Source organism: Ideonella sp. B508-1 (assembly GCF_000333615.1).
Lineage (GTDB): Bacteria > Pseudomonadota > Gammaproteobacteria > Burkholderiales > Burkholderiaceae_C > Ideonella.
In genome coordinates this window covers 1-19612 of record NZ_BADL01000106.1, presented here as the reverse complement: position 1 = coordinate 19612, position 19612 = coordinate 1, and the positions used below count along the sequence as shown (strand labels likewise).

Sequence of the window (19612 nt, the reverse complement as noted above, 5' to 3'; positions counted from 1 at the left end):
TAAAGTGCGTCCACTCTCAGCGATAAGCCCCTGCGTGGTGCGCTGCTGTAGGGGGCCGAGGAGACAAAAACCGTTGGGCTGAGACTCAGAACTCAAGCCAGCCCATCCGGCGGGACCGACAACCGGAACCTGACCGGAGCGTCACAATGTGACAATCAAGGGCGCCAGCCACCGCTGGCGCCCTTGTTCATTTCCGGCGTGCAAAGCGCCTCTGTTTCGCGCTTGCGCACCTCTGACGATGTGGGATTTGCTGTTGGTGGCGGCGGCCTCCGGGCTGGCCGGTTGTGTGGATGCCATCGTGGGCGGTGGCGGCCTGATCCTGGTGCCGGCGCTGTTCGCCACCTATCCCGCGGCCCCGCCGGCCACGCTGATGGGCACCAACAAGGGCGGTGCCATCTGGGGCACGGCCTGGGCGGCCGGCCAGTTCGCGCGCCGGGTGCAGCTGCGCTGGGCGGCGCTGGGGCCGGCGGTGGGCGCGGCCCTGCTGGGCAGCTTCGTGGGCGCCTGGACGCTGACCCTGGTGCATGCCGACAGCCTGCGCCGCGCCTTGCCCTTCGTGCTGGCGGTCATCCTGCTCTACACCCTGCTGCGCAAGGATCTGGGCCGGGTCCACGCACCTCGCCTGGCCGGTCGTGCCGAGGCCATCGCTGCCGGCCTGATCGGCCTGGCCATCGGCTTCTACGACGGCTTCTTCGGCCCGGGCACCGGCAGTTTCTTCGTGTTCCTGTTCGTGCGCGTGCTGGGCTACGACTTCCTCAACGCCTCGGCCGCGGCCAAGTTGCTCAACACGGCCACCAACGCGGCGGCGCTGGCGCTGTTCATCGCCAAGGGCCACCTCTGGTGGCAGGTGGCCGCGGTGCTGGCGGTGGCCAATGTGGCCGGCAGCCTGCTGGGCACCCGCCTGGCCCTGCGCCACGGTGCCGGCTTCGTGCGCGGCGTGTTCATCGTCGTGGTCAGCCTGCTGATTCTCAAGACCGGCTGGGACGCCTTCGGGCACTGAGGGTCGCCCATGAAAAAGGGCCACCCCGTGGGGCGGCCCTGTGTCCGGCAGCGGTGCAGGCTCAGGCGCGACGCGCGGCCTTCACCTTCAGGCGCCAGGCGTGCAGCAGCGGCTCGGTGTAGCCGCTGGGCTGGGCCAGGCCCTTGAAGACCAGGTCCAGCGCCGCGCGGTAGGCGAAGCTGGTTTCGGCATGGCCGGCCATCGGCAGGTACAGCGGGTCACCGGCGTTCTGCTGGTCCACCTTGGCGGCCATGCGCTCGAAGGTCTCGCGCACTTGCGCCTCGCTCACCACGCCGTGGTGCAGCCAGTTGGCCACGTGCTGGCTGGAGATGCGCAGCGTGGCGCGGTCTTCCATCAGGCCGATGTCGTTGATGTCGGGCACCTTGGAGCAGCCCACGCCCTGGTCGATCCAGCGCACCACGTAGCCCAGGATGCCCTGGATGTTGTTGTCGATCTCCTGCTGGCGCTCGGTGGCGCTCCAGGTGGCTTGGGCCACCACGGGGATGGTCAGCAGATCGTTCAACAGCTTCTCGTGCAGGCCGCTGGTGGCCATGCTGGCGGCCTCGGCTTCCAGCGTCTGCTGCACCTCGGCCACGCTGACCTGGTGGTAGTGCAGCGCGTGCAGGGTGGCGGCGGTGGGGCTGGGCACCCAGGCGGTGTTGGCGCCGGCCTTGGGGTGGCCGATCTTCTGCTTGAGCATCTCGGCCATCAGGTCGGGCATGGCCCACATGCCCTTGCCGATCTGGGCGCGGCCGCGCAGGCCGCACTGCAGGCCGATCAGCACGTTGCGGCGCTCGTAGGCGGCGATCCAGGCGCTGCCCTTGATGTCGCCCTTGCGCATCACCGGGCCGGCCAGCATGGCGGTGTGCATCTCGTCGCCGGTGCGGTCCAGGAAGCCGGTGTTGATGAAGGCCACGCGGCTGGCGGCCGCGGCGATGCAGGCCTTCAGGTTGACCGAGGTGCGACGCTCCTCGTCCATGATGCCCAGCTTGACGGTGCTGGCCGGCAGACCCAGCAGCTGCTCGACGCGGCCGAACAGCTCGTCGGCGAAGGCCACTTCGGCCGGGCCGTGCATCTTGGGCTTGACGATGTAGACCGAGCCCGTGCGCGAGTTGGTGATGCCGTTCTGGCCATGGCGTTGCAGGTCATGCATGGCGATGGCGGTGGTGATCACCGCGTCCAGGATGCCCTCGGGGATCTCGCGGCCCTCGGCGCCCCACAGGATGGCCGGGTTGGTCATCAGGTGGCCGACATTGCGCACGAACATCAGGCTGCGGCCGTGCAGGGCGACGGTGCCCTGGCCGCTCGGCGCGGTGTAGACGCGGTCGGCGTTCAGGCGGCGGGTGAAGGTGCTGCCGCCCTTGCTCACTTCCTCGGTCAGCGTGCCCAGCTGGATGCCCAGCCAGTTGCGGTAGGCCAGCACCTTGTCCTCGGCATCCACCGCGGCGACGGAGTCTTCCAGGTCCAGGATGGTGGACAGGGCGGCTTCCATGATGATGTCGCTCACGCCGGCGGCATCGCTCTGGCCGATCGGGGTGCTGCGGTCGATCTGAATGTCCAGGTGCAGGCCGTGGTGGGCCAGCAGCACGCTCTTGGGCGCGGCGGCCTCGCCCTGGTAGCCCACCAGCTGGGCCGGGTGGGCCAGGCCGGTGTGGGTGCCGTTCTTCAGCGTGACCACCAGCTGGCCGGCCTCGATGGCGTAGCCGGCGGCGTCCACATGACTGGCGCTGACCAGCGGCGCGGCCTGGTCCAGCACCTGGCGGGCGAAGGCGATGACCTTGGCGCCGCGCACCGGGTTGTAGCCGCGGCCCTTCTCGGCGCCGTCGGTCTCGGGGATGGCGTCGGTGCCGTACAGCGCGTCGTACAGGCTGCCCCAGCGCGCGTTGGCGGCGTTCAGCGCGTAGCGGGCGTTCAGGATGGGCACCACCAGCTGCGGGCCGGCCTGCACGGCCAGCTCGGCGTCCACATTGGCGGTGGTGGCGCTCACGCTGGCCGGCTCGGGCACGACGTAGCCGATCTTCTCCAGGAAGGCGCGGTAGGCCGGCATGTCGGTGATGGGGCCCGGGTGGGTGCGGTGCCAGGCGTCCATCTCGGCCTGGATGCGGTCGCGCTCGGCCAGCAGGGCGGCGTTCTTGGGCGCCAGATCGGCGACGATCTGGTCGAAGCCGGCCCAGAAGGCGGCCGCGTCCACGCCGGTGCCCGGCAGCACCTCGTCCTCGACGAAGCGGAAGAGTTCGGTGGCCACCTGCAGGCCATGGATGGGGGTGCGTGCGTTCATATCGTCACCTCGGGTCGGTCAGAGAAGAAAGAGGAAGGGAAGGAAAACGGGGGGCGGCCTCAGGCCGCGGGGAAAAACTCGAGCACATCGCGCAGGCTGTGGCCGATGCGCGTGGGTTCGGTGCCCAGCCGCTCCAGCGGGCCGCCGGCGCGGTTCACCCACAGCGTGGTGAAGCCGAACCAGGTGGCGCCGATGGCGTCCCAGCCGTTGCTGGAGACGAAGAGAATCTCGCGGGCGGGCAGTTGCAGTGCGTCCAGGCCCACCTGGTAGGCGGCCGGGTCGGTCTTGAAGCGGCGGGTCTCATGCACGCTCAGCACCGGGTCCAGCAGGCCGCCGAAGCCGGCGCTGCGCACCGCGATGGCCAGCATCTCCGGGTCGCCGTTGGACAGGATGCCGGCCCGCACGCCGCGCGCCTTCAGCGCCTGCAGCACCTCGCGGTTCTCCGGGAAGGCCGACAGGTGCCGGTACTCGTTCATCAACCGGTCCTCGGCCTCGGGCGCCAGCGCCAGGCCCAGCTTCTCGGCGCTGAACTGCAGGGCGCTGCGGGTCAGGGTCCAGAAGGGCTGGTAGGTGCCGCTCATCGACACCAAGCGGGTGTATTCGATCTGCTTGTCGCGCCAGAGCTGGGCCAGGCGCTCGCCCGCGCCCGGGAACAGCTGCTCGGCCAGCAGCCCGACGCTGTACACGTCGAACAGGGTGCCGTAGGCGTCGAAGAGCACGGCACGGGGCGGAGGGCGCTTTTCCATGTCGCCAATCTATTCGATACTCGACAGAACATTGATACCGCAGAAGTCGATTGATTCGTGACAAAAAGGATCGAATCCTCGCGCTGACCCCATGGACCGCCTCAAGCAGATGGAAACCTTCGTGGCCGTGGCCACCCGCGGCTCGCTCAGCGCGGCCGCCCAGGCCGAAGGTGTGGCACCGGCCATCATCGGTCGGCGCATGGACGCGCTGGAGGCCCGGCTGGGCGTCAAGCTGCTGACCCGCACCACCCGGCGCATCACCCTCACCCACGAGGGCAGCGCCTTCCTGGAGGATTGCCAGCGCCTGATCACCGACTTCAACAACGCCGAGGCCAGCGTGTCCGAAGGTGGTGTGAAAGCGAGTGGCCACTTGCGCCTGACCGCGCCGGCCGGCTTCGGGCGCCGCCATGTGGCGCCCCTGGTGCCGGCCTTTCTGGCCGAGCACCCGGACGTGACGCTCTCATTGAACCTGTCCGACCGGGTGGTGGACATCGTCAACGAGGCGGTGGACTGCGCGGTGCGGGTGGGCGACCTGCCGGACTCGCGCCTGGTCAGCGTGCGCCTGGCCGACAACCGCCGCTTGTGCGTGGCCGCACCCGTCTACCTGGCCCGGGCCGGCCGGCCGCAGCATCCGTCCGAACTGCTGCGACACGAATGCCTGACGCTGAGCTCCGACGCCAGCCAGACCCGCGGCTGGGCCTTCCGCATCGACGGCGAGGTGCAGTACCTGCGCCCGCGTGGCCGGCTGGACTGCAGCGACGGCCAGGTGTTGCACGAGTGGTGCCTGCAGGGCCTGGGCATCGCCTGGCGCAGCACCTGGGAGGTGCAGGCCGACCTGGCGGCCGGCCGGCTGGTGAGCGTGCTGGACGACTTCGCGGCGCCGCCCAACGGCATCTACGCCGTCTTCCCCAGCGCCCGCCACCTGGCGCTGCGGGTGCGGCTGTGGATCGACTTCCTCAAGCACAGCTACGGCGACGCCCGGTACTGGATGGGCTGAGTGCGCTGAGCGTGCGCGGGCGCCATCAGCGCGCCCGCAGGGCCTTCACTGGCCCAGCTTGCTGCTTTCGCAGCCGGTGCTGCTGCATTCCCGGGCGCGGGCCTTGAGGAAGTCCAGGCGGGATTGCGTCATCGTGACCGCGCAGTCCAGGTTGACGAAGTAGCCGCTGGGCTTTTCTTCGCTGCATTCGGCATCGCGCTGGCGAATCCAGCTCAGCTGACCCTGCTTGAGGGCGTCCTTCTGGGTGTCGTTGAGCTGCTTGCGCAGCTCGCCATAGGCCTGGTTGAGGTCCTTGTCCGTCTGCGAGAACAGGTTGCCGGCGCAATAGACCTGGTCGAAGGCGTTGCGCGGCTTGCCGCAGCCTGCGGCCAGGGTGGCCGAACTCAGGCCGGCCAGGGCGAGTGCGATGAGACAGAGCTTCTTGTTCATGGGGGTGTCCTCGTTGGGGTGTCAGGGGGGTGGGGTGGGGGCGCCAGGCACAGGGCGATGCCCCGCGCCATCGCCCCGGCCAGGCGCTCCACCGTGTCGGGTTGCGCCAGCCGGGATTCCTCGGCCGGGTTGGCGATGACGCCGGCTTCGATCAGCACCGCGGGCATGGTCGCCGTCTTGAGCACCACCAGGTCGTCGAAGCGGTGGATGCCCAGGGCGGGGTTGAGCAAGGGGCGGTCTTCGCCGGCAATGGGCGTGGCATGGTAGAGCGAGGGCGTTTCGCCGATGTCCCGCATCTGCTGGCCCAGGTGCTCGGCACAGCGCAGGCTGTCGCTGGCCCGGGGGTTCTTCTCGGACACGAACAGGGCGTAGCCCTTGAATTCGCCACGCCGGCCGGCGTCGATCCAGGCCTGCTGGATCGAGTCGTGGTGGATGGACACGAACAGATCGGCCTGCGGGTTGACCTGGGTGCGCTGCTGCAGCTCGATCTCGCGGCCATCGGCGGACACCCGGGTGACGGCGATGCCGGCCTCGCGCAGCCGGCGGCTCACGGCGTCCGACAGGCGCAGGTTGAAACCGTATTCGGCCTGACCGTCGGGGCCATGCGCGCCCGGGTGCTGCGGGGTGTGCCCGGTGTCGACGACCACCGTGGCCGCGGCGGCCAACAGGGGCAGGCCGAGGCTCAGGGCCAGCAGGCCCAGGCGCGCGACGGCGCGGAAGGGGAACAACAGGTTCACGGCGGCGGGGGGAGCGATCGAGCGGCGATTATCGAAGCCGAGGCGGACCGCCCGAGGGCCAGACACCGCTGGTAACACCTCGACGGGGCGAAGCCAGGCCACGCTCCGGCTTGAGCCGGAGGGAGGGGCCTGCTAGCCTATGAGCTCACACCAACGCGACCGAGGAGCTCCCGATGATGGACAAGGTTCAGATGGAAATGGCCAAGACGCTGTGGGAGCAATCCCGCGCCGCCGCCCGGCAGGCGCAGGACGCCTGGGCCATGGTGCTGAAATCCCAGCAGACCCTGCTGAACTCGATGCGGCCCGCGGGGGCGCCCTTCGCCATGGCGGCCGACCAGTTCGAGAAGCTGGTGCAGTTCCAGGCCGAACAGCAACAGGCGGCGGTGGCCTTTGTCGAGAAGGTCTCGGCCGACTACGCCAAGCTGCTGGAGCAGCAGAAGAAGTGACGTCCGCGGCCCGCGTCCCGCACTCGGGGCGCCATGAAAAAAGCCCGGCTTCGGCCGGGCTTTGTCGTTCTGGCGCCAGAGGGGCCTCTGGCCGCCATCCAGGGTTCACTTGGCGCTCAGGCATTCCTTCATGAAGGCCTTGCGCTCGGCGCCGGCCAGGCTCTTGGCCTTGGCGTCGGCATTGCAGGTCTTCATCTTTTCCTGCTGGGCGGTCTTGGCCGAGCCGGAGGCCGCGGCTTCCGGGGCCTTGGCGCTCAGGCACTCTTTCATGAAGGCCTTGCGCTCGGCGCCCTTCTTGTCGCCGGCCTGCTCGTTGCAGGCGCCCATCTTGCTCTGCTGCGCCGTCTTGGCCTTGGGCGCGGAAGCGGCCGGGGTGGCCGCGGTTTGGGCCATGGCCAGGCCAGCGACGCAAGTCAGGGCGGCAGCCAGAATGAAGTGCTTCATGAAGTCCTCTGCGTGGTGAGATGGTGGGTGGGACAGTGCCGCAAGCGTATGACACCGTCCTGACCATTTCAACGCGGCCGGCCCACTCCCGTTGACCCTCCTCGGAGGGATAAACCCTCAACCTCCCTGGGGATGGCCAGGCGTCAAAGGATGCGTTGCGGATGCCGCAGGGCCTCGTGGGCCTCGTGCAGCCGGCGCACCAGCACCCGGATGAAGCCGCTGTCGAAGCGGTGGCGGGTGCGCTCGCTGAGCTGCTCCAGCGCATCGGGCGTGAAGGAAATGGTGGTGCAGGGCTCGCTCACCACCACGTCGGCCGAATGCTTGCGCAGCTCCGCGCTGGGGGCCAGGTAGGCCAGTTCGCCCACCGAGGTGCCGGCGCCGAAGCTGGCCACCTTCTGCCCATCGCGGAAGACCTCCACCTCGCCCTGGGCGATGATGTGGAAGCGCCGCCCCTCCTGGCCCACCTTGTAGATGTGGTGGCCCAGCGGAAAGCGCTGCCAGCGGGCACGGTGCACCACCTCCCACAGCTCCACGTCGCCGAAGCCGGTGAAGAAGTCCAGGCTGCGCAACAGGGTGAAACGCTCCGAGTCCAGCACCCGCTGCAGCGGGCCGCGCGGCACCTCGTTGTTCGTGATCAGGGCCGAGAGCTGGTTGGCGAAGCTGTCCCAGTCCGCCGGCCGGTCCTCGGTCTTCTTGGCCAAGGCCCCGCGGATGACCCGGTCCAGCGCCTCGGTCACGCCCTCGCGGCTGCCCACCAGCGAGTCGGGTTCGCGGTGCCAGATCATGTTGAGCAGGGCACCCTGGCTGTCGGCCTCGAAAGGCGGGCGGCCGGACACCAGGTGGTAGAGCACCGCGGCCAGGGAATAGATGTCGGCGCGGCAGTCCACGGCGGCGCCGTCGAGCTGCTCGGGCGAGATGTAGGCCAGCGAGCCGACACGGTGGATCTGGGTCTGGTCCGAGCCCAGGTCCAGCACGCTGCCGAAGTCGCTGATCTTCAGGTCGGTGATGTCGTCGCCGTCGGTGCTGACCAGGATGTTGGCCGGCTTCACATCGCGGTGCACCAGGCCCTGGCGGTACATATAGCCCAGGGCCATCGCGCACTTGAAGCCCACTTCCACCACCTGCTCCAGCGACAGCAGGCGCTCCGGGCTGCAAAAGTGCCGCAGCGTGACGCCCGGCACGTACTCCATCACCAGATAGCGGGAATCGGGTTCTTCCACCGCGTCGAGCAGCTGCACCACGTTCGGGTGGTTGAGCTTGCCCACCAGAGCGGCCTCGGCGGCGAAGAAGCGGTTGGAGAAGCGCGTCTCCACCTCGGTGGCATGGGGGCGGGCCTGCACCCGCTTGATCGCCACCGGCCGGTCGTTGAAGCGGTCGTGCGCCAGGAAGACCTCGCTGGTCGCCCCCGTGCCCAGGCGCGAGGCCACCCGGTACTTGCCGATGTGCGCCGGCAGGTCCGGCTGCAGCGCCAGGGTCACGGTGGACTCATGGCGGCCGGAGCGGGTGGGGTTCGAGTGGGTGGACGTGACGGTCGAGGACATGGGCACACGCCCGGGGGGACGGTCGTTCGAGAGATCCTACTGTGCCAGCACCTGGACAGGGCCAGCGCTGGAACAGAGCGGTCCCCGCCCGGCTTTTCGGCAGGCGCAACCTTAGAATCCGCCCATGATCCAAGCCAAGGCAGAGCTCCAGCGCGCGCTGGCCGCTGCGGTCGCGCAGCTGGCCCCTGACGCCGCCCTCACCCCCCAATTCGAATCGCCCAAGCAGGCCGCCCATGGCGACCTGGCCATCACCGTGGCGATGCAGCTGGCCAAGCCGCTGCGTTCCAACCCCCGTGCCGTGGCCGAGCAGCTGGTGGCCGCGCTCAAGGCCCAGCCGGCCTTCGAGCGCTGGGTGTCCGCGCTCGAGATCGCCGGCCCGGGTTTCATCAACCTGCGCCTGGCGCCGGCGGCCAAGCAGGCCGTGGTGGCCGAGGTGCTGGCCGCGCCTGAGTCCTTCGGCCGCCAGCCCGCCAACGGCCAGAAGCTGATGGTGGAGTTCGTCTCGGCCAACCCCACCGGCCCGCTGCACGTGGGCCATGCCCGCCAGGGCGCGCTGGGCGACAGCCTGTGCCACCTGTTCCAGACCCAGGGCTGGGACGTCACCCGCGAGTTCTATTACAACGACGCGGGCGTGCAGATCGCCACGCTGGCCAATTCCACCCAGTGCCGCATCAAGGGCCTCAAGCCCGGTGACGCCGATTGGCCCGAAAGTGCCTACAACGGCGACTACATTGCCGACATCGCCGCCGATTTCCTGGCCAAGAAGACGGTCAAGGCCGACGACCGCGAGTTCACCGCCTCCGGTGATCCGGACGATCTGGACGGCATCCGCCAGTTCGCCGTGGCCTACCTGCGCCACGAGCAGGACCTGGATCTGCAGGCCTTCAGCGTGCAGTTCGACAACTACTACCTGGAGTCCAGCCTCTACACCAGCGGCCGGGTCGAGAAGACCGTCAACGCGCTGATCGCCGCGGGCAAGACCTACGAGAAGGATGGTGCGCTGTGGCTGCGCTCCACCGACGACGGGGACGACAAGGACCGGGTCATGCGCAAGACCGACGGCTCCTTCACCTACTTCGTGCCGGACGTGGCCTACCACATCGCCAAGTGGGAGCGCGGCTTCACCAAGGTCATCAACTGCCAGGGTACCGACCACCACGGCACCATCGCCCGGGTGCGCGCCGGCCTGCAGGGCGTGGGCCTGGGCATCCCCCAGGGCTACCCCGACTACGTGCTCAACACCATGGTGCGGGTGATGCGCAACGGCGCCGAGGTCAAGATCAGCAAGCGCGCGGGCAGCTATGTCACGCTGCGCGACCTGATCGACTGGACCAGCCGCGACGCGGTGCGCTTCTTCCTGATCAGCCGCAAGGCCGACACCGAGTTCACCTTCGACATCGACCTGGCGCTCAAGCAGAACGACGAGAACCCGGTGTTCTACGTCCAGTACGCCCATGCCCGCATCTGCTCGGTGCTGGCCCAGGGCGCGGCCCAGGGCCTGTCGCCCGAAGGTGCCGACCTGACGCTGCTGACCGCGCCGGCCGAGCTGGCGCTGATGCTCAAGCTGGCCGAGTATCCCGAGATGCTCAGCTCGGCGGCGGCCTCGCTGGCCCCGCACGACGTGGCCTTCTACGTGCGTGACCTGGCCGCGGCCTTCCACAGCTACTACGCGGCTGAGCGCTTCCTGGTGGAGGACAAGGCCCTGGCGCAAGCCCGCCTGGCCCTGCTGTCGGCCACGCGCCACGTGCTGCGCAACGCGCTGGCGGTGCTGGGCGTGAGCGCTCCAGAATCCATGGTTCGCGCGGAACAACAGGAGAACGCATGAAGCTCGGCAGCGGTGCCCGTCGGCAGGCACAGCGGGGTGGTTTTGTCCTGGGCATGATCGTCGGCCTGCTGGTGGGCCTGGCCATCGCCCTGGGGGTGGCGCTCTACATCGCCAAGGTGCCGGTGCCCTTCATGGACAAGGTGGGTCACCGCACGCCCGAGCAGGAGGCCCAGGAGGCCGAGAAGCTCAAGACCTGGGACCCCAATGCCGGCCTGGCCGGCAAGCAGGCGCCCCGCCCGGTGATGGCGGCTTCCGAGCCCGCCAGCGCGCCGCTGCCCTATGTGGGCGGCGCGTCCTCGCCGGTGCCGGTGGCCGTGGTGGGCAAGTCGGCGTCCGCGCCCAAGGCCGCCTCGGCTGCCGCGCCGGCCCCGGCCCCTGCTGAAGCCAAGTCCAAGCGTGATCCGGCGGCCATCCTGTCGGGGGCGCCGGTGGCGGCCGCCCATGCCGACAAGCCCGCGGAACCGGCAGCGGCTGGTGCGGATCCCTTCGTCTACTTCGTCCAGGCCGGGGCCTATTCCAACGCCAACGATGCCGAGCAGCAGCGCGCCCGCCTGGCCATGCAGGGCCTGGTGGCCAAGGTGTCCGAGCGCGAGCAGGCCGGCCGCAATGTCTACCGGGTCCGCCTGGGGCCCTACGACAACCGGGACGAGGCCGAGCGCCAGCAGGACCGGCTCAAGGGCGCGGGCATGGATTCCGCCCTGGTGCGGGTCGAGCGCAGCAAGGCCCAGCCCTGAAACACCGGGCGTGGCGGTGGCAGCGACGCCCCTTCTCTGACAAGGACTCCCCTCGATGAATCGGCGTGATTTCCCCCTGCACCTGGCCGGTCTGGCCGGGCTCCTGTCCCTGAGCGGCCCGGCCCTGGCGCAAGGCGCGCCCGTGGAAGGCAAGGACTTCCAGCGCGTCTCGCCGCCGGTGCCCATGGCGCCCACGGGCAAGGTCGAGGTGGTCGAGTTCTTCTGGTACGGCTGCCCCCACTGCAATGCGCTGGAGCCCTCGCTGGAGGCCTGGGTCAAGCGCCTGCCGCCCAACGTCCACTTCGAGCGCGTGGCGGCCACCTTCAGCCCCATGCACAGCTACCACGCCCGCATCTATTACGCGCTGGAGCTGATGGGCAAGGTCGAGGCCTTCCACACCAAGGTCTTCGCCGCCATCCACGTGCAGCACCAGCGCCTGGACAAGGACGCTGACGTGGCGGCCTTCTTCACCGCCCAGGGCCTGGACGGCCAGAAGGTGGTGCAGACCATGAAGTCCTTCACCGTCGAGGGCAAGCTGCGCCAGGCCAAGGCCCTGGCCCAGGGCTACAAGATCGACGGCGTGCCCACTCTGGGCATCCAGGGGCGCTTCACCACCTCGGCGGCCATGACGGGCAGCGAGCCCCGGCTCTACGCCACCGCCGACATGCTCATCGCGCAGGTCGCCAAGAACCTGGGCTGACGTTGTGCGCGGCCTGCAGGCCCCATTCGGGGTCGCAGGTCAAGTCTTTCGGGCCGTTCCCCAGCGCGTTGCTCGGGTCGCAAGGCATCTGCCGCAGCGCGCAGTGGGCGTCGTAGAATGATCTGCAATTTTCATGCCGATAACCATGCCGCTGCGTCGCCATTCCTCCGCTCTGGCCCTGTTCACCCTCCTGGTGGGGATGGGTCCGGCCGTGCACGCCGAGAAGGCCGACCGCCAGCAGCCCCTGGTGGTGGAAAGCGACGGCAAGCAGAGCGCCCAGGTGGACCTGGCCCGCAAGCTCACCGTGGTCAGCGGCAATGTCAGCATCGCCCAGGGGTCCATGCTGATCCGCGCCGATCGGGTCGAGGTGCGCGAGCCGCAGGACGGGGTCTACAACGCGGTGGCCTACAGCTGGCCCAGCCAGCAGGCCACCTTCCGCCAGAAGCGTGACCGCGACAACGAATTCATCGAGGCCCAGGCCGACCGCATCGAATACGACGGTGCCACCGAGAAGGTGAAGTTCCTGGGCAATGCCTGGCTGCGCATGCGCCGGGCCGGCGTCGTGACCGACGAGGCCAGCGGCGCCATCATCACCTACGACCAGAAGGTGGACACGGTCATCTTCGACGGCGAAGCCCCCACGGTGAAGCCCGGGGTGGTGCCGGGCAAGGTGCGGCTGGTGTTCACGCCGCGCAGCGCCTCCGCACCGGCGGCGGCCTCGGCGGCGAGCAGCGGGGCCAGTGCGGCGGGGGCGGGTCAGTGAGCGGTCCCGTTCTGACGGCGCAGAGCCGCCTGGAGGCCACCGGCCTGCGCAAGACCTACGGTGCCCGCACCGTGGTCAAGAGCGTGCACCTGTCCGTGTCCGCCGGCGAGGTGGTGGGCCTGCTGGGCCCCAACGGCGCGGGCAAGACCACCACCTTCTACATGGTCGTGGGCCTGGTGCGCTGCGACGACGGTCAGATCACCATCGACGGCACCCCGGTGGAGCGCATGCCCATCCACCAGCGTTCGCGCCTGGGCCTGTCCTACCTGCCGCAGGAAGCCTCGATCTTCCGCAAGCTCACGGTGGACGAGAACATCCGCGCGGTGCTGGAGCTGCAGACCGACGAGCGCGGCAAGCCGCTCAAGGCCGAGTCCATCCAGCGCCAGCTCGACCAGCTGCTGAGCGACCTGAGCCTGACCGGCCTGCGCGACACGCCGGCGCCGGCCCTCTCGGGTGGCGAACGGCGCCGGGTGGAGATCGCCCGCGCCTTGGCCACCCAGCCGCGCTTCATCCTGCTGGACGAGCCCTTTGCCGGCGTGGACCCGATCGCGGTGATCGAGATCCAGCGCATCATCAGCTTCCTCAAGGCGCGCGGCATCGGCGTGCTCATCACCGACCACAACGTGCGCGAGACCCTGGGCATCTGCGACCGGGCCTACATCATCAGCCAGGGCGATGTGCTGGCCGAGGGCACGCCGCAGCAGATCATCGAGAACCCGGACGTGCGCCGGGTCTACCTCGGCGAACACTTCAGGATGTGAGCCCGCAGTCATGAAGCCCACCCTGCAGGTCCGCCTGTCCCAGCATCTGGCGCTCACGCCCCAGCTGCAGCAGTCCATCCGCCTGCTGCAGCTGTCCACGCTGGAACTGCACCAGGAGGTCGAGCAGATGCTCGAGCAGAACCCCTTCCTGGAGCCGGAAGAGGAACGGGGCAGCTTCGAGGACCAGATCCTGGCCGACCGCGCCAGCGCGAGCAGCAGTTCGACGGCGTCGGACGAAGACAGCGGCGGCAGCGGCGAAGGCTCGGACGAGCCCGCGGGCATGGAGGCTTCGGACTTCGGCACCACCGAGCGCGACGACTGGGAGAACGGTACCGAGGGCGACGACTTCGACGGCATCCGCGAGACGCCCGGTACCGGCAGCGCCACCGGCGGCGACGACGAGTTCGAGCCCCAGGACCGAGCCGGCCTGGGCCCCACGCTGCAGGACCACCTGCGCCACCAGCTCAGCGGCATGCGCCTGGCCGACCGCGACGCCGCGGCCGTGCTGGCCCTGATCGAATCACTGGACGAGGACGGCTACCTGGACGGCACGCTGGAGGAGATCGCCGAGCGCATTGCCGATTCGCTGGACCTCACCGACCCGGAGGCCCGCGAGGAACTGCTCGACGAGCTGCGTTGCGGCCTGAAGTGGCTGCAGAGCCTGGAGCCGGCCGGCGTCGGCGCGGCCAATCTGTCCGAATGCCTGGCGCTGCAGCTGCGCCAGCGGGCCGCCTCCCCGGCCCGTGCCTGCGCGCTGCAGATCGCAGCGGCCCACCTGGAGCTGCTGGCCCGGCGGGACATCAAGAAGCTTTCGGCGGCCACCGGCTGCGACGAGGCCACCGTCAAGGCCGCCCAGGCCCTGATCGTCGCCTGCGAGCCCAAGCCCGGCCGGCCCTTCGCCCGGGCCGAACAGCTGATCGTCGTGCCCGACGTCATCGTCGTGAAGTCCGGCCGCAACTGGAAGGCCACGCTCAACCCGGATGTGATGCCCAAGCTGCGCGTGTCCGACCTCTACGCCCAGGCCATCCGCGGCCAGCGCGGCGGCGGCAACCTGTCGGCCCGGCTGCAGGAGGCGCGCTGGTTCATCCGCAACATCCAGCAGCGCTTCGACACCATCCTGCGGGTGAGCGCGGCCATCGTCGAGCGGCAGAAGAACTTCTTCACCCATGGCGAGATCGCCATGAAGCCACTGGTGCTGCGCGAGATCGCCGACGAGCTGGGCCTGCACGAATCCACCATCTCGCGCGTGACCACCGCCAAGTACATGGCCACGCCACAGGGCACCTTCGAGCTGAAGTATTTCTTCGGCTCCTCGCTCAACACCGATGCCGGCGGCAACGCCTCCAGCACCGCGGTGCGCGCGCTGATCAAGCAGTTCGTGGCGGCCGAGGACGCCAAGAAGCCGCTGTCCGACAGCCAGATCGCCGACATGCTCGAAGAGCAGGGCATCCAGGTGGCCCGCCGCACCGTGGCCAAGTACCGCGAAGCGCTGAAGATCGCGCCCGCCAACCTCCGCAAGGCCCTATGAGCTCGACCCCCACCCCGGCGCCCGGCGCAGCCGGACCGCGCCGTGTGGTGCGGGTTGCCGCCGGTCCCCGTCCCACCTCCAGCGTGCGTCAGGGCACGCTGTTTCTGCCCTGCGCCGCTGGCACCGAACCCTGGCTGTCCGAGGAATGTCAGGCCCTGCTGGGCCCGCAGGCCCGGGTCGAGGCCGGGCGCGGTGGCGTCTATGTCGAGGGCGGCCTGGGCGAGGCCATGCGCCTGAACCTGGGCAGCCGGCTGGCGCAGCGCGTGCTGTGGCAGGTGGCCGAGGGCGGCTACGCCAACGAGCACGACCTCTACGAGCTGGCGCGCCGGGTGCGCTGGAACGAGTGGATCACGCCCCAGCAGACCCTGCGGGTGGACGCCAGTGCCTGGCGCTCGCCGCTGCAGAGCCTGAACTTCGCCGCCCTGCGCATCAAGGACGCCGTCTGCGACCACATGCGCGAGGCCTGCGGCGAGCGGCCCAGCGTGGACACCCACCATCCCGACCTGTCGCTGGTGCTGCACCTGGGGCCCGACCACGCCAGCCTGAGCGTGGACCTCTCAGGGGAAGCCCTGTTCAAGCGCGGCTGGCGCGAGGCCAAGGGCGAGGCCCCGCTGAAGGAGACCCTGGCCGCGGCCATGCTGGCGGCCATCGGCTGGCAGGGCCGGCCCGAGGACGGCGGCCTGCTGGACCCCTGCTGCGGCGCCGGCACCATCGCCATCGAGGCCGCGCAGATCGCCTGCGGCATCGCCCCGGGCCTGCAGCGCCGTTTCGCCTTCGAGCGCCTGCTGCCCTTCCGGGACCAGCTGGGCGCCTGGCGCGAGATGAAGGTCGCGGCCCAGGCCGCCGTGCATGCGCCCACGGTGCCGGTGTGGGCGGGTGATGTGTCCTTCCGCATGACCGACTTCGCCACGCGCAATGCCGAGCGTGCCGGCGTCAAGCACGCCATCGAGTTCAAGACCGCCGACGCGCTGCAGCGCCCCGCGCCGGCCGACCATGGCGTGCTGCTGATGAACCCGCCCTATGGCGAGCGCATCGCGCCCAAGGGCTCCGGCCAGGGCCAGGGTGGCCTGGGCCACGGCCGGGCCGGTGCCCAGGGCGAGAAGTTCGAAGGCGCGGCCGATGCCGGCGAGTTCTATGCCCGCCTGGCCGCGCACTGGAAGAAGGGCTACGCCGGCTGGACGGCCTGGGTGCTCACGCCCGAGGCCAAGCTGCCCAGCCTGATGCGCTTGAAAGAAAGCCGGCGCGTGCCGATGTGGAACGGGCCGATCGAGTGCCGGCTGTTCCGCTTCGACATGGTGGCCGGCTCCGCCCGTCACTCCTGAGAGAAGACCAGCTTCACCTCGGCGGTGTCGGGCTTGCCCGAGCCTTCGAACTTCCACTTCATCAGCGCCTCGGTCGCCGCATCCTTGAAGACACGGGCCGGCGGCGGCGAGGCGTTGACCACCTTCACGTCGGTCACATTGCCCTGGCCGTCGATGGCCAGCTGGGTTTGCAGCACGCCGTTGGGCACGTTGCGTCGCAGGGCCTCCTGCGGAAAGTCCGGCGGGACCTTCTTGAGGATCTTCGGGTCGGCATGGGCGCCGGTGGCCAGCAGCAGGCTGGTGACCAGGGCCAGGCCGGCGTGGGAAACAACGGGGACGGGGGACTTCATCGGGCGGTGCTCCTTCAGGCTGTGGCGGGTTGCGATTCGAGACGGAAGAACTCCACCGTCGAGACCAGTCGCTCGGCGTGGGACTTCAGGGATTCGGTGGTGGCCGAGAGCTCCTCGACCAGGGTGGCGTTCTGCTGGGTGCTCTGATCCAGACCCGACACCCGCTGGTTGATCTGGCCGATCTCGGATTCCTGCTGGTGGCCGCTCTGCGAGACGACCTCGATCAGCTCGCGCACATTGACCACCTCGCTGACGATGCCGCGGATGCGCTCGCCCACCGCGCTGACGGTCTGGTTGCCGCTGGCCACCTTCTCCGCCGAGTCGTCGATGAGCTGCTTGACCTCCTTGGCGGCCGCCCCGGTGCGAGCGGCCAGAGTGCGTACCTCGCTGGCCACGACGGCGAAGCCGCGGCCATGCTCGCCCGCCCGCGCGGCCTCCACCGCGGCATTGAGCGCCAGGATGTTGGTCTGGAAGGCGATGCCGTCGATCACGCCGATGATGTCCTTGATGCGGGTGCTGGACTCGGCGATGCGGTTCATCGTGTCCACCAGGCTGTCCACCGCCTCGCCACCGGCCACCACCGAGGCCCGGGCCTGATTGGCCACGCTGGAGGCCTCGCGGGCGCGCTGGCTGCCCTCGGAGACGGTGGACGCGATGCTGGACATGGCCGAGGCCGTCTGCTGCAGATGGGCCGAGGCCTGCTCGGTGCGGGCGGACAGGTCCGCATTGCCCTGGGCGATCTCGCTGGTGCTCACCGCCACATCCCGGGCTGCCTGGTGCACGGACAGGATGACCTGCTGCAGGTGGGCCTGCATCTCAGCGATGGCCCGCAGCAAGTCGGCGACCTCGTCCTGGCCTCGGGCCTGGATCGTCCGGTCCAGATGGCCTTCCCGGATGCTGCGCGCGGCCTCCACGGCCTGGTTCAGCGGCAGCTTGATCGAGCGCGTGATGGCCACCGCGGCCACCACCGCCAGCAGCACCGCGGCGGCGCCACCGGCCATCATCTTCAGGCTGTCGGCCGCCGCCAGCTGATGGCCCATCGTGGCCCGCTCGGTGGCCTGGGCCTCCACGCTGTCGGTCAGCGCATGCAGGATCTTTTCGTAGCCGGTCTGCGTCGGCCGCAGGTCCACCAGCAGGGCGGTGCGCGCATCGTCCGGGCTGCCGTTCTCCAGGGTGTCCAGGTACTTGGCGATGGCCTGACCGAAGGCGGTGCGCTGGCGGGCCACCTCGTCGATCTGGCGGCGCAGCGCCTCGGGCCCGCCCATGGCTTGCAGGGCCTGGACCTGGCTGTCGTTGTCGGCCAGGCTGTGGTGGATCAGCTCACGCTGCTTCTTGATCGGGCCGGCGGCGTCCAGCAGCAGCAGCTCGCGCGCAGCCTGCGCGATCACGCTCGCGTTCTTGTCCAGGGCCTGCACATGCGAGAGCCTGACCAGGTCCTGGGAGGCGGTGGCCTCCAGGTCCCGGGCCAGGGTGCGGGTGCTGCTGACGCCGAAGGCGCAGATCAGCAGCAGCAGGGCGATCATGGCGCCGAAGGCCAGCGCCAGGCGGGTTCCGATGCGGAACTTCCAAAGCCAATTCATCCAAAACTCCCAACAACAGTGACGAATCGGCGCGTTGTCGCGCCTTGAGGTCACGGGAGTATCGGAACGGGAACCCGACTACATGAGTCGAATAATGGCCTTCCTGTGGGCTAGTTCACGCAGGGCACCAAGGGGTGGCAGGCATGCACCGCGCTGGTCAGCGCGGTGCCTTCGGATGGGGCGTTTTTCAGCCCTTGAGCAGCCCGCTCAGGCCCCCCAGCAGGCTGCCCAGATCAGGCGATTCCGCGGCCGTGGCGGGCAGCTGGCCTTGTGGGGTCATCTTGTTCACCAGCTCCGGCAGCATCTGCGCCAGCTGGCCCAGCAGGGCCTGGTCCTGCGGTCCCTGGGCCTGCTGAAGCAGGCCGGCCAGCGCCGGATGGCTGCCCAGCGCGGATTGCAGCTGATCGGCGCTGATCGGCAGGTTCTGGCCGTTGGAGATCCAGGAGCCCACCACCTCGCCCAGGCCGCCCTGCTCGAAGTGCTGCACCAGACCGGCCAGGCCACCGCCCGGCGCGTTGCTGTCCAGAAGCTGGCTGGCGATGGACATCAGGTCCGGGGCGTTGCCGCCGCCGGTCGATTCGTTCAGCAGGCCGCTCACGGCATCCAGCAGTCCCATGGTGTTCCTCCTTCAGTGGGGATGAAGCCCGCAGCATGACCGGCCCCGATGACCTTGTCACGTCCATCGGGATGGGACGTTTGGGCACCGTGCGAAAGGTGGGCCCGGCGTGGAGCCGGCGCCACGGTGCTCAGTCGGCCAGGCCCAGCAGGCTCAGGGCGGCCAGCGGCGCGGTGTCGGCCCGCAGCACCCGCGGGCCCAGGCTCAGCGGCGCGAAGCCGGCCTGACGCGCCAGGGCCTCCTCGCGCGGGTCCAGCCCGCCTTCGGGGCCCGACAGCAGCAGCACCGGCCCGCGCGCCTGCAGCAGCGTGGCGGGGCCGGCCGCATCGGCCGCAAAGCTCAGCACATGGCGTGCGCCGGTGGTGGGTCCGACATCGGCCAGCCAGCGGTCCAGCGCCAGGATGGGGGCCACGGTGGGCACCCGGGTGCGGCCGCTCTGCTCGGCCGCCGCCACGGCCACCGCCTGCCAGTGGGCGCGCCGCTTCTCGGCCCGGTCGCCCGAGAGCTTGAGCACCGAGCGCGCGCACATCAGCGGCTGGATGGCGGCCACCCCCAGCTCGGTGGCCTTCTCCACCAGCGCGTCCATGCGCTCGTTGGCGGGCATGCCCAGGGCGATGGTCACTGGGCAGGCCAACTCGCAGTCGCCAGGCTGGTGCGCGCCGATGCGCAGGTCCACATCCTGACGGCCCATGCGGGTCACGGTGGCGTCCCATTCGCCGCCCTCGCCGTTGAAGACGGTCAGGCCGTCACCGGGCTGCAGGCGCAGCACCTGGATGTGGCGGGTGGAATGGGGGGGCAGGGTCAGCTCGGCGCCTTCGTGCAGGGGGCTTCCAGGT

20 protein-coding genes are annotated in these 19612 nt (G+C 69.7%); 10 read left to right on the top strand and 10 right to left on the bottom strand.

Annotation, left to right across the window (positions count from 1 at the left end; genetic code table 11):
• Positions 1 to 238: 238 nt before the first annotated feature.
• Positions 239 to 1000: a TSUP family transporter gene (locus I73_RS04455; RefSeq protein WP_022979513.1), complete on the top strand. Its 762-nt coding sequence runs from the start codon at positions 239 to 241 to the stop codon at positions 998 to 1000.
• 61 nt (positions 1001 to 1061) lie between these two features.
• Here I73_RS04455 and I73_RS04450 read toward each other — a convergent pair whose 3' ends face one another.
• Positions 1062 to 3278, bottom strand: a complete 2217-nt coding sequence (locus I73_RS04450; RefSeq protein WP_022979512.1) for a malate synthase G — start codon at positions 3276 to 3278, stop codon at positions 1062 to 1064.
• Between the two features lie 59 nt (positions 3279 to 3337).
• Entirely contained in the window at positions 3338 to 4024 is a 687-nt protein-coding gene (locus tag I73_RS04445; protein WP_022979511.1) for a haloacid dehalogenase type II, read from the bottom strand.
• A gap of 91 nt (positions 4025 to 4115) precedes the next feature.
• On the opposite strand from I73_RS04445, the gene I73_RS04440 reads away from it, so the two are divergent.
• Positions 4116 to 5021, top strand: coding sequence for a LysR family transcriptional regulator (locus I73_RS04440; protein ID WP_022979510.1), 906 nt, complete (start codon positions 4116 to 4118; stop codon positions 5019 to 5021).
• Positions 5022 to 5066: 45 nt separating this feature from the next.
• Here the strand turns inward: I73_RS04440 and I73_RS04435 are convergent, their stop codons facing one another.
• On the bottom strand, positions 5067 to 5450 hold the full coding sequence (locus I73_RS04435) for a lysozyme inhibitor LprI family protein (RefSeq protein ID WP_022979509.1): 384 nt from the start codon (positions 5448 to 5450) through the stop codon (positions 5067 to 5069).
• A complete protein-coding gene (locus I73_RS25895; protein ID WP_374701942.1) occupies positions 5447 to 6181 on the bottom strand; it encodes an N-acetylmuramoyl-L-alanine amidase in 735 nt (244 codons plus the stop codon). Before I73_RS25895 ends, I73_RS04435 begins: the two co-directional genes overlap by 4 nt.
• 179 nt (positions 6182 to 6360) lie before the next feature.
• Here I73_RS25895 and I73_RS04425 point away from each other — a divergent pair, with 179 nt between their 5' ends.
• Positions 6361 to 6633 carry a hypothetical protein gene (locus tag I73_RS04425; RefSeq protein ID WP_022979507.1) on the top strand — a complete coding sequence of 91 codons (273 nt, stop codon included), beginning with the start codon at positions 6361 to 6363 and terminating at the stop codon, positions 6631 to 6633.
• 105 nt (positions 6634 to 6738) lie between these two features.
• Here the strand turns inward: I73_RS04425 and I73_RS04420 are convergent, their stop codons facing one another.
• Positions 6739 to 7077, bottom strand: a complete 339-nt coding sequence (locus I73_RS04420; protein ID WP_022979506.1) for a PsiF family protein — start codon at positions 7075 to 7077, stop codon at positions 6739 to 6741.
• A 143-nt stretch (positions 7078 to 7220) separates the two neighbouring features.
• Positions 7221 to 8618, bottom strand: a complete 1398-nt coding sequence (locus I73_RS04415; protein WP_022979505.1) for a serine/threonine-protein kinase — start codon at positions 8616 to 8618, stop codon at positions 7221 to 7223.
• Between the two features lie 124 nt (positions 8619 to 8742).
• On the opposite strand from I73_RS04415, the gene argS reads away from it, so the two are divergent.
• The 7 genes from argS to I73_RS04380 all read left to right on the top strand — a co-directional run bounded on the left by argS (position 8743) and on the right by I73_RS04380 (position 16251).
• The gene (gene argS / locus I73_RS04410) at positions 8743 to 10443 is read left to right on the top strand and encodes an arginine--tRNA ligase (RefSeq protein WP_022979504.1); all 1701 of its coding nucleotides are present in this window, start codon (positions 8743 to 8745) and stop codon (positions 10441 to 10443) included.
• On the top strand, positions 10440 to 11177 hold the full coding sequence (locus tag I73_RS04405) for an SPOR domain-containing protein (protein WP_022979503.1): 738 nt from the start codon (positions 10440 to 10442) through the stop codon (positions 11175 to 11177). Before argS ends, I73_RS04405 begins: the two co-directional genes overlap by 4 nt.
• Positions 11178 to 11232: 55 nt before the next feature.
• Positions 11233 to 11877 (top strand): thiol:disulfide interchange protein DsbA/DsbL, encoded by a 645-nt coding sequence (locus I73_RS04400; protein ID WP_022979502.1) that lies wholly within the window; start codon positions 11233 to 11235, stop codon positions 11875 to 11877.
• A gap of 145 nt (positions 11878 to 12022) precedes the next feature.
• Positions 12023 to 12640 (top strand): lipopolysaccharide transport periplasmic protein LptA, encoded by a 618-nt coding sequence (lptA, locus tag I73_RS04395; RefSeq protein ID WP_022979501.1) that lies wholly within the window; start codon positions 12023 to 12025, stop codon positions 12638 to 12640.
• Complete coding sequence (gene lptB / locus I73_RS04390; protein WP_022979500.1) at positions 12637 to 13401, top strand: LPS export ABC transporter ATP-binding protein; 765 nt, start codon at positions 12637 to 12639, stop codon at positions 13399 to 13401. The genes lptA and lptB overlap by 4 nt, the downstream gene beginning before the upstream one ends.
• 10 nt (positions 13402 to 13411) lie before the next feature.
• Positions 13412 to 14929 carry an RNA polymerase factor sigma-54 gene (locus I73_RS04385; protein ID WP_022979499.1) on the top strand — a complete coding sequence of 506 codons (1518 nt, stop codon included), beginning with the start codon at positions 13412 to 13414 and terminating at the stop codon, positions 14927 to 14929.
• Entirely contained in the window at positions 14926 to 16251 is a 1326-nt protein-coding gene (locus tag I73_RS04380; protein ID WP_022979498.1) for a class I SAM-dependent RNA methyltransferase, read from the top strand. The genes I73_RS04385 and I73_RS04380 overlap by 4 nt, the downstream gene beginning before the upstream one ends.
• Here the strand turns inward: I73_RS04380 and I73_RS25890 are convergent.
• From I73_RS25890 to I73_RS04360, 4 genes are all read right to left on the bottom strand, one after another.
• Positions 16242 to 16580: an energy transducer TonB gene (locus tag I73_RS25890; RefSeq protein WP_022979497.1), complete on the bottom strand. Its 339-nt coding sequence runs from the start codon at positions 16578 to 16580 to the stop codon at positions 16242 to 16244. The genes I73_RS04380 and I73_RS25890 overlap by 10 nt on opposite strands.
• A 14-nt stretch (positions 16581 to 16594) precedes the next feature.
• A complete protein-coding gene (locus I73_RS04370; protein ID WP_026096296.1) occupies positions 16595 to 18160 on the bottom strand; it encodes a methyl-accepting chemotaxis protein in 1566 nt (521 codons plus the stop codon).
• 187 nt (positions 18161 to 18347) lie between these two features.
• Complete coding sequence (locus I73_RS04365) at positions 18348 to 18776, bottom strand: YidB family protein (RefSeq protein ID WP_022979496.1); 429 nt, start codon at positions 18774 to 18776, stop codon at positions 18348 to 18350.
• A gap of 130 nt (positions 18777 to 18906) precedes the next feature.
• Positions 18907 to 19599, bottom strand: coding sequence for a 16S rRNA (uracil(1498)-N(3))-methyltransferase (locus I73_RS04360; protein WP_026096295.1), 693 nt, complete (start codon positions 19597 to 19599; stop codon positions 18907 to 18909).
• Positions 19600 to 19612 lie beyond the last annotated feature (13 nt).

Coding starts and splice junctions, on each gene's coding strand:
- I73_RS04455 (WP_022979513.1), top strand. CDS start 239: ATGTGGGATTTGCTGTTGGTGGCGGCGGCCTCCGGGCTGGCCGGTTGT.
- I73_RS04450 (WP_022979512.1), bottom strand. CDS start 3,278: ATGAACGCACGCACCCCCATCCATGGCCTGCAGGTGGCCACCGAACTC.
- I73_RS04445 (WP_022979511.1), bottom strand. CDS start 4,024: ATGGAAAAGCGCCCTCCGCCCCGTGCCGTGCTCTTCGACGCCTACGGC.
- I73_RS04440 (WP_022979510.1), top strand. CDS start 4,116: ATGGACCGCCTCAAGCAGATGGAAACCTTCGTGGCCGTGGCCACCCGC.
- I73_RS04435 (WP_022979509.1), bottom strand. CDS start 5,450: ATGAACAAGAAGCTCTGTCTCATCGCACTCGCCCTGGCCGGCCTGAGT.
- I73_RS04425 (WP_022979507.1), top strand. CDS start 6,361: ATGATGGACAAGGTTCAGATGGAAATGGCCAAGACGCTGTGGGAGCAA.
- I73_RS04420 (WP_022979506.1), bottom strand. CDS start 7,077: ATGAAGCACTTCATTCTGGCTGCCGCCCTGACTTGCGTCGCTGGCCTG.
- I73_RS04415 (WP_022979505.1), bottom strand. CDS start 8,618: ATGTCCTCGACCGTCACGTCCACCCACTCGAACCCCACCCGCTCCGGC.
- argS (WP_022979504.1), top strand. CDS start 8,743: ATGATCCAAGCCAAGGCAGAGCTCCAGCGCGCGCTGGCCGCTGCGGTC.
- I73_RS04405 (WP_022979503.1), top strand. CDS start 10,440: ATGAAGCTCGGCAGCGGTGCCCGTCGGCAGGCACAGCGGGGTGGTTTT.
- I73_RS04400 (WP_022979502.1), top strand. CDS start 11,233: ATGAATCGGCGTGATTTCCCCCTGCACCTGGCCGGTCTGGCCGGGCTC.
- lptA (WP_022979501.1), top strand. CDS start 12,023: ATGCCGCTGCGTCGCCATTCCTCCGCTCTGGCCCTGTTCACCCTCCTG.
- I73_RS04385 (WP_022979499.1), top strand. CDS start 13,412: ATGAAGCCCACCCTGCAGGTCCGCCTGTCCCAGCATCTGGCGCTCACG.
- I73_RS04380 (WP_022979498.1), top strand. CDS start 14,926: ATGAGCTCGACCCCCACCCCGGCGCCCGGCGCAGCCGGACCGCGCCGT.
- I73_RS25890 (WP_022979497.1), bottom strand. CDS start 16,580: ATGAAGTCCCCCGTCCCCGTTGTTTCCCACGCCGGCCTGGCCCTGGTC.
- I73_RS04370 (WP_026096296.1), bottom strand. CDS start 18,160: ATGAATTGGCTTTGGAAGTTCCGCATCGGAACCCGCCTGGCGCTGGCC.
- I73_RS04365 (WP_022979496.1), bottom strand. CDS start 18,776: ATGGGACTGCTGGATGCCGTGAGCGGCCTGCTGAACGAATCGACCGGC.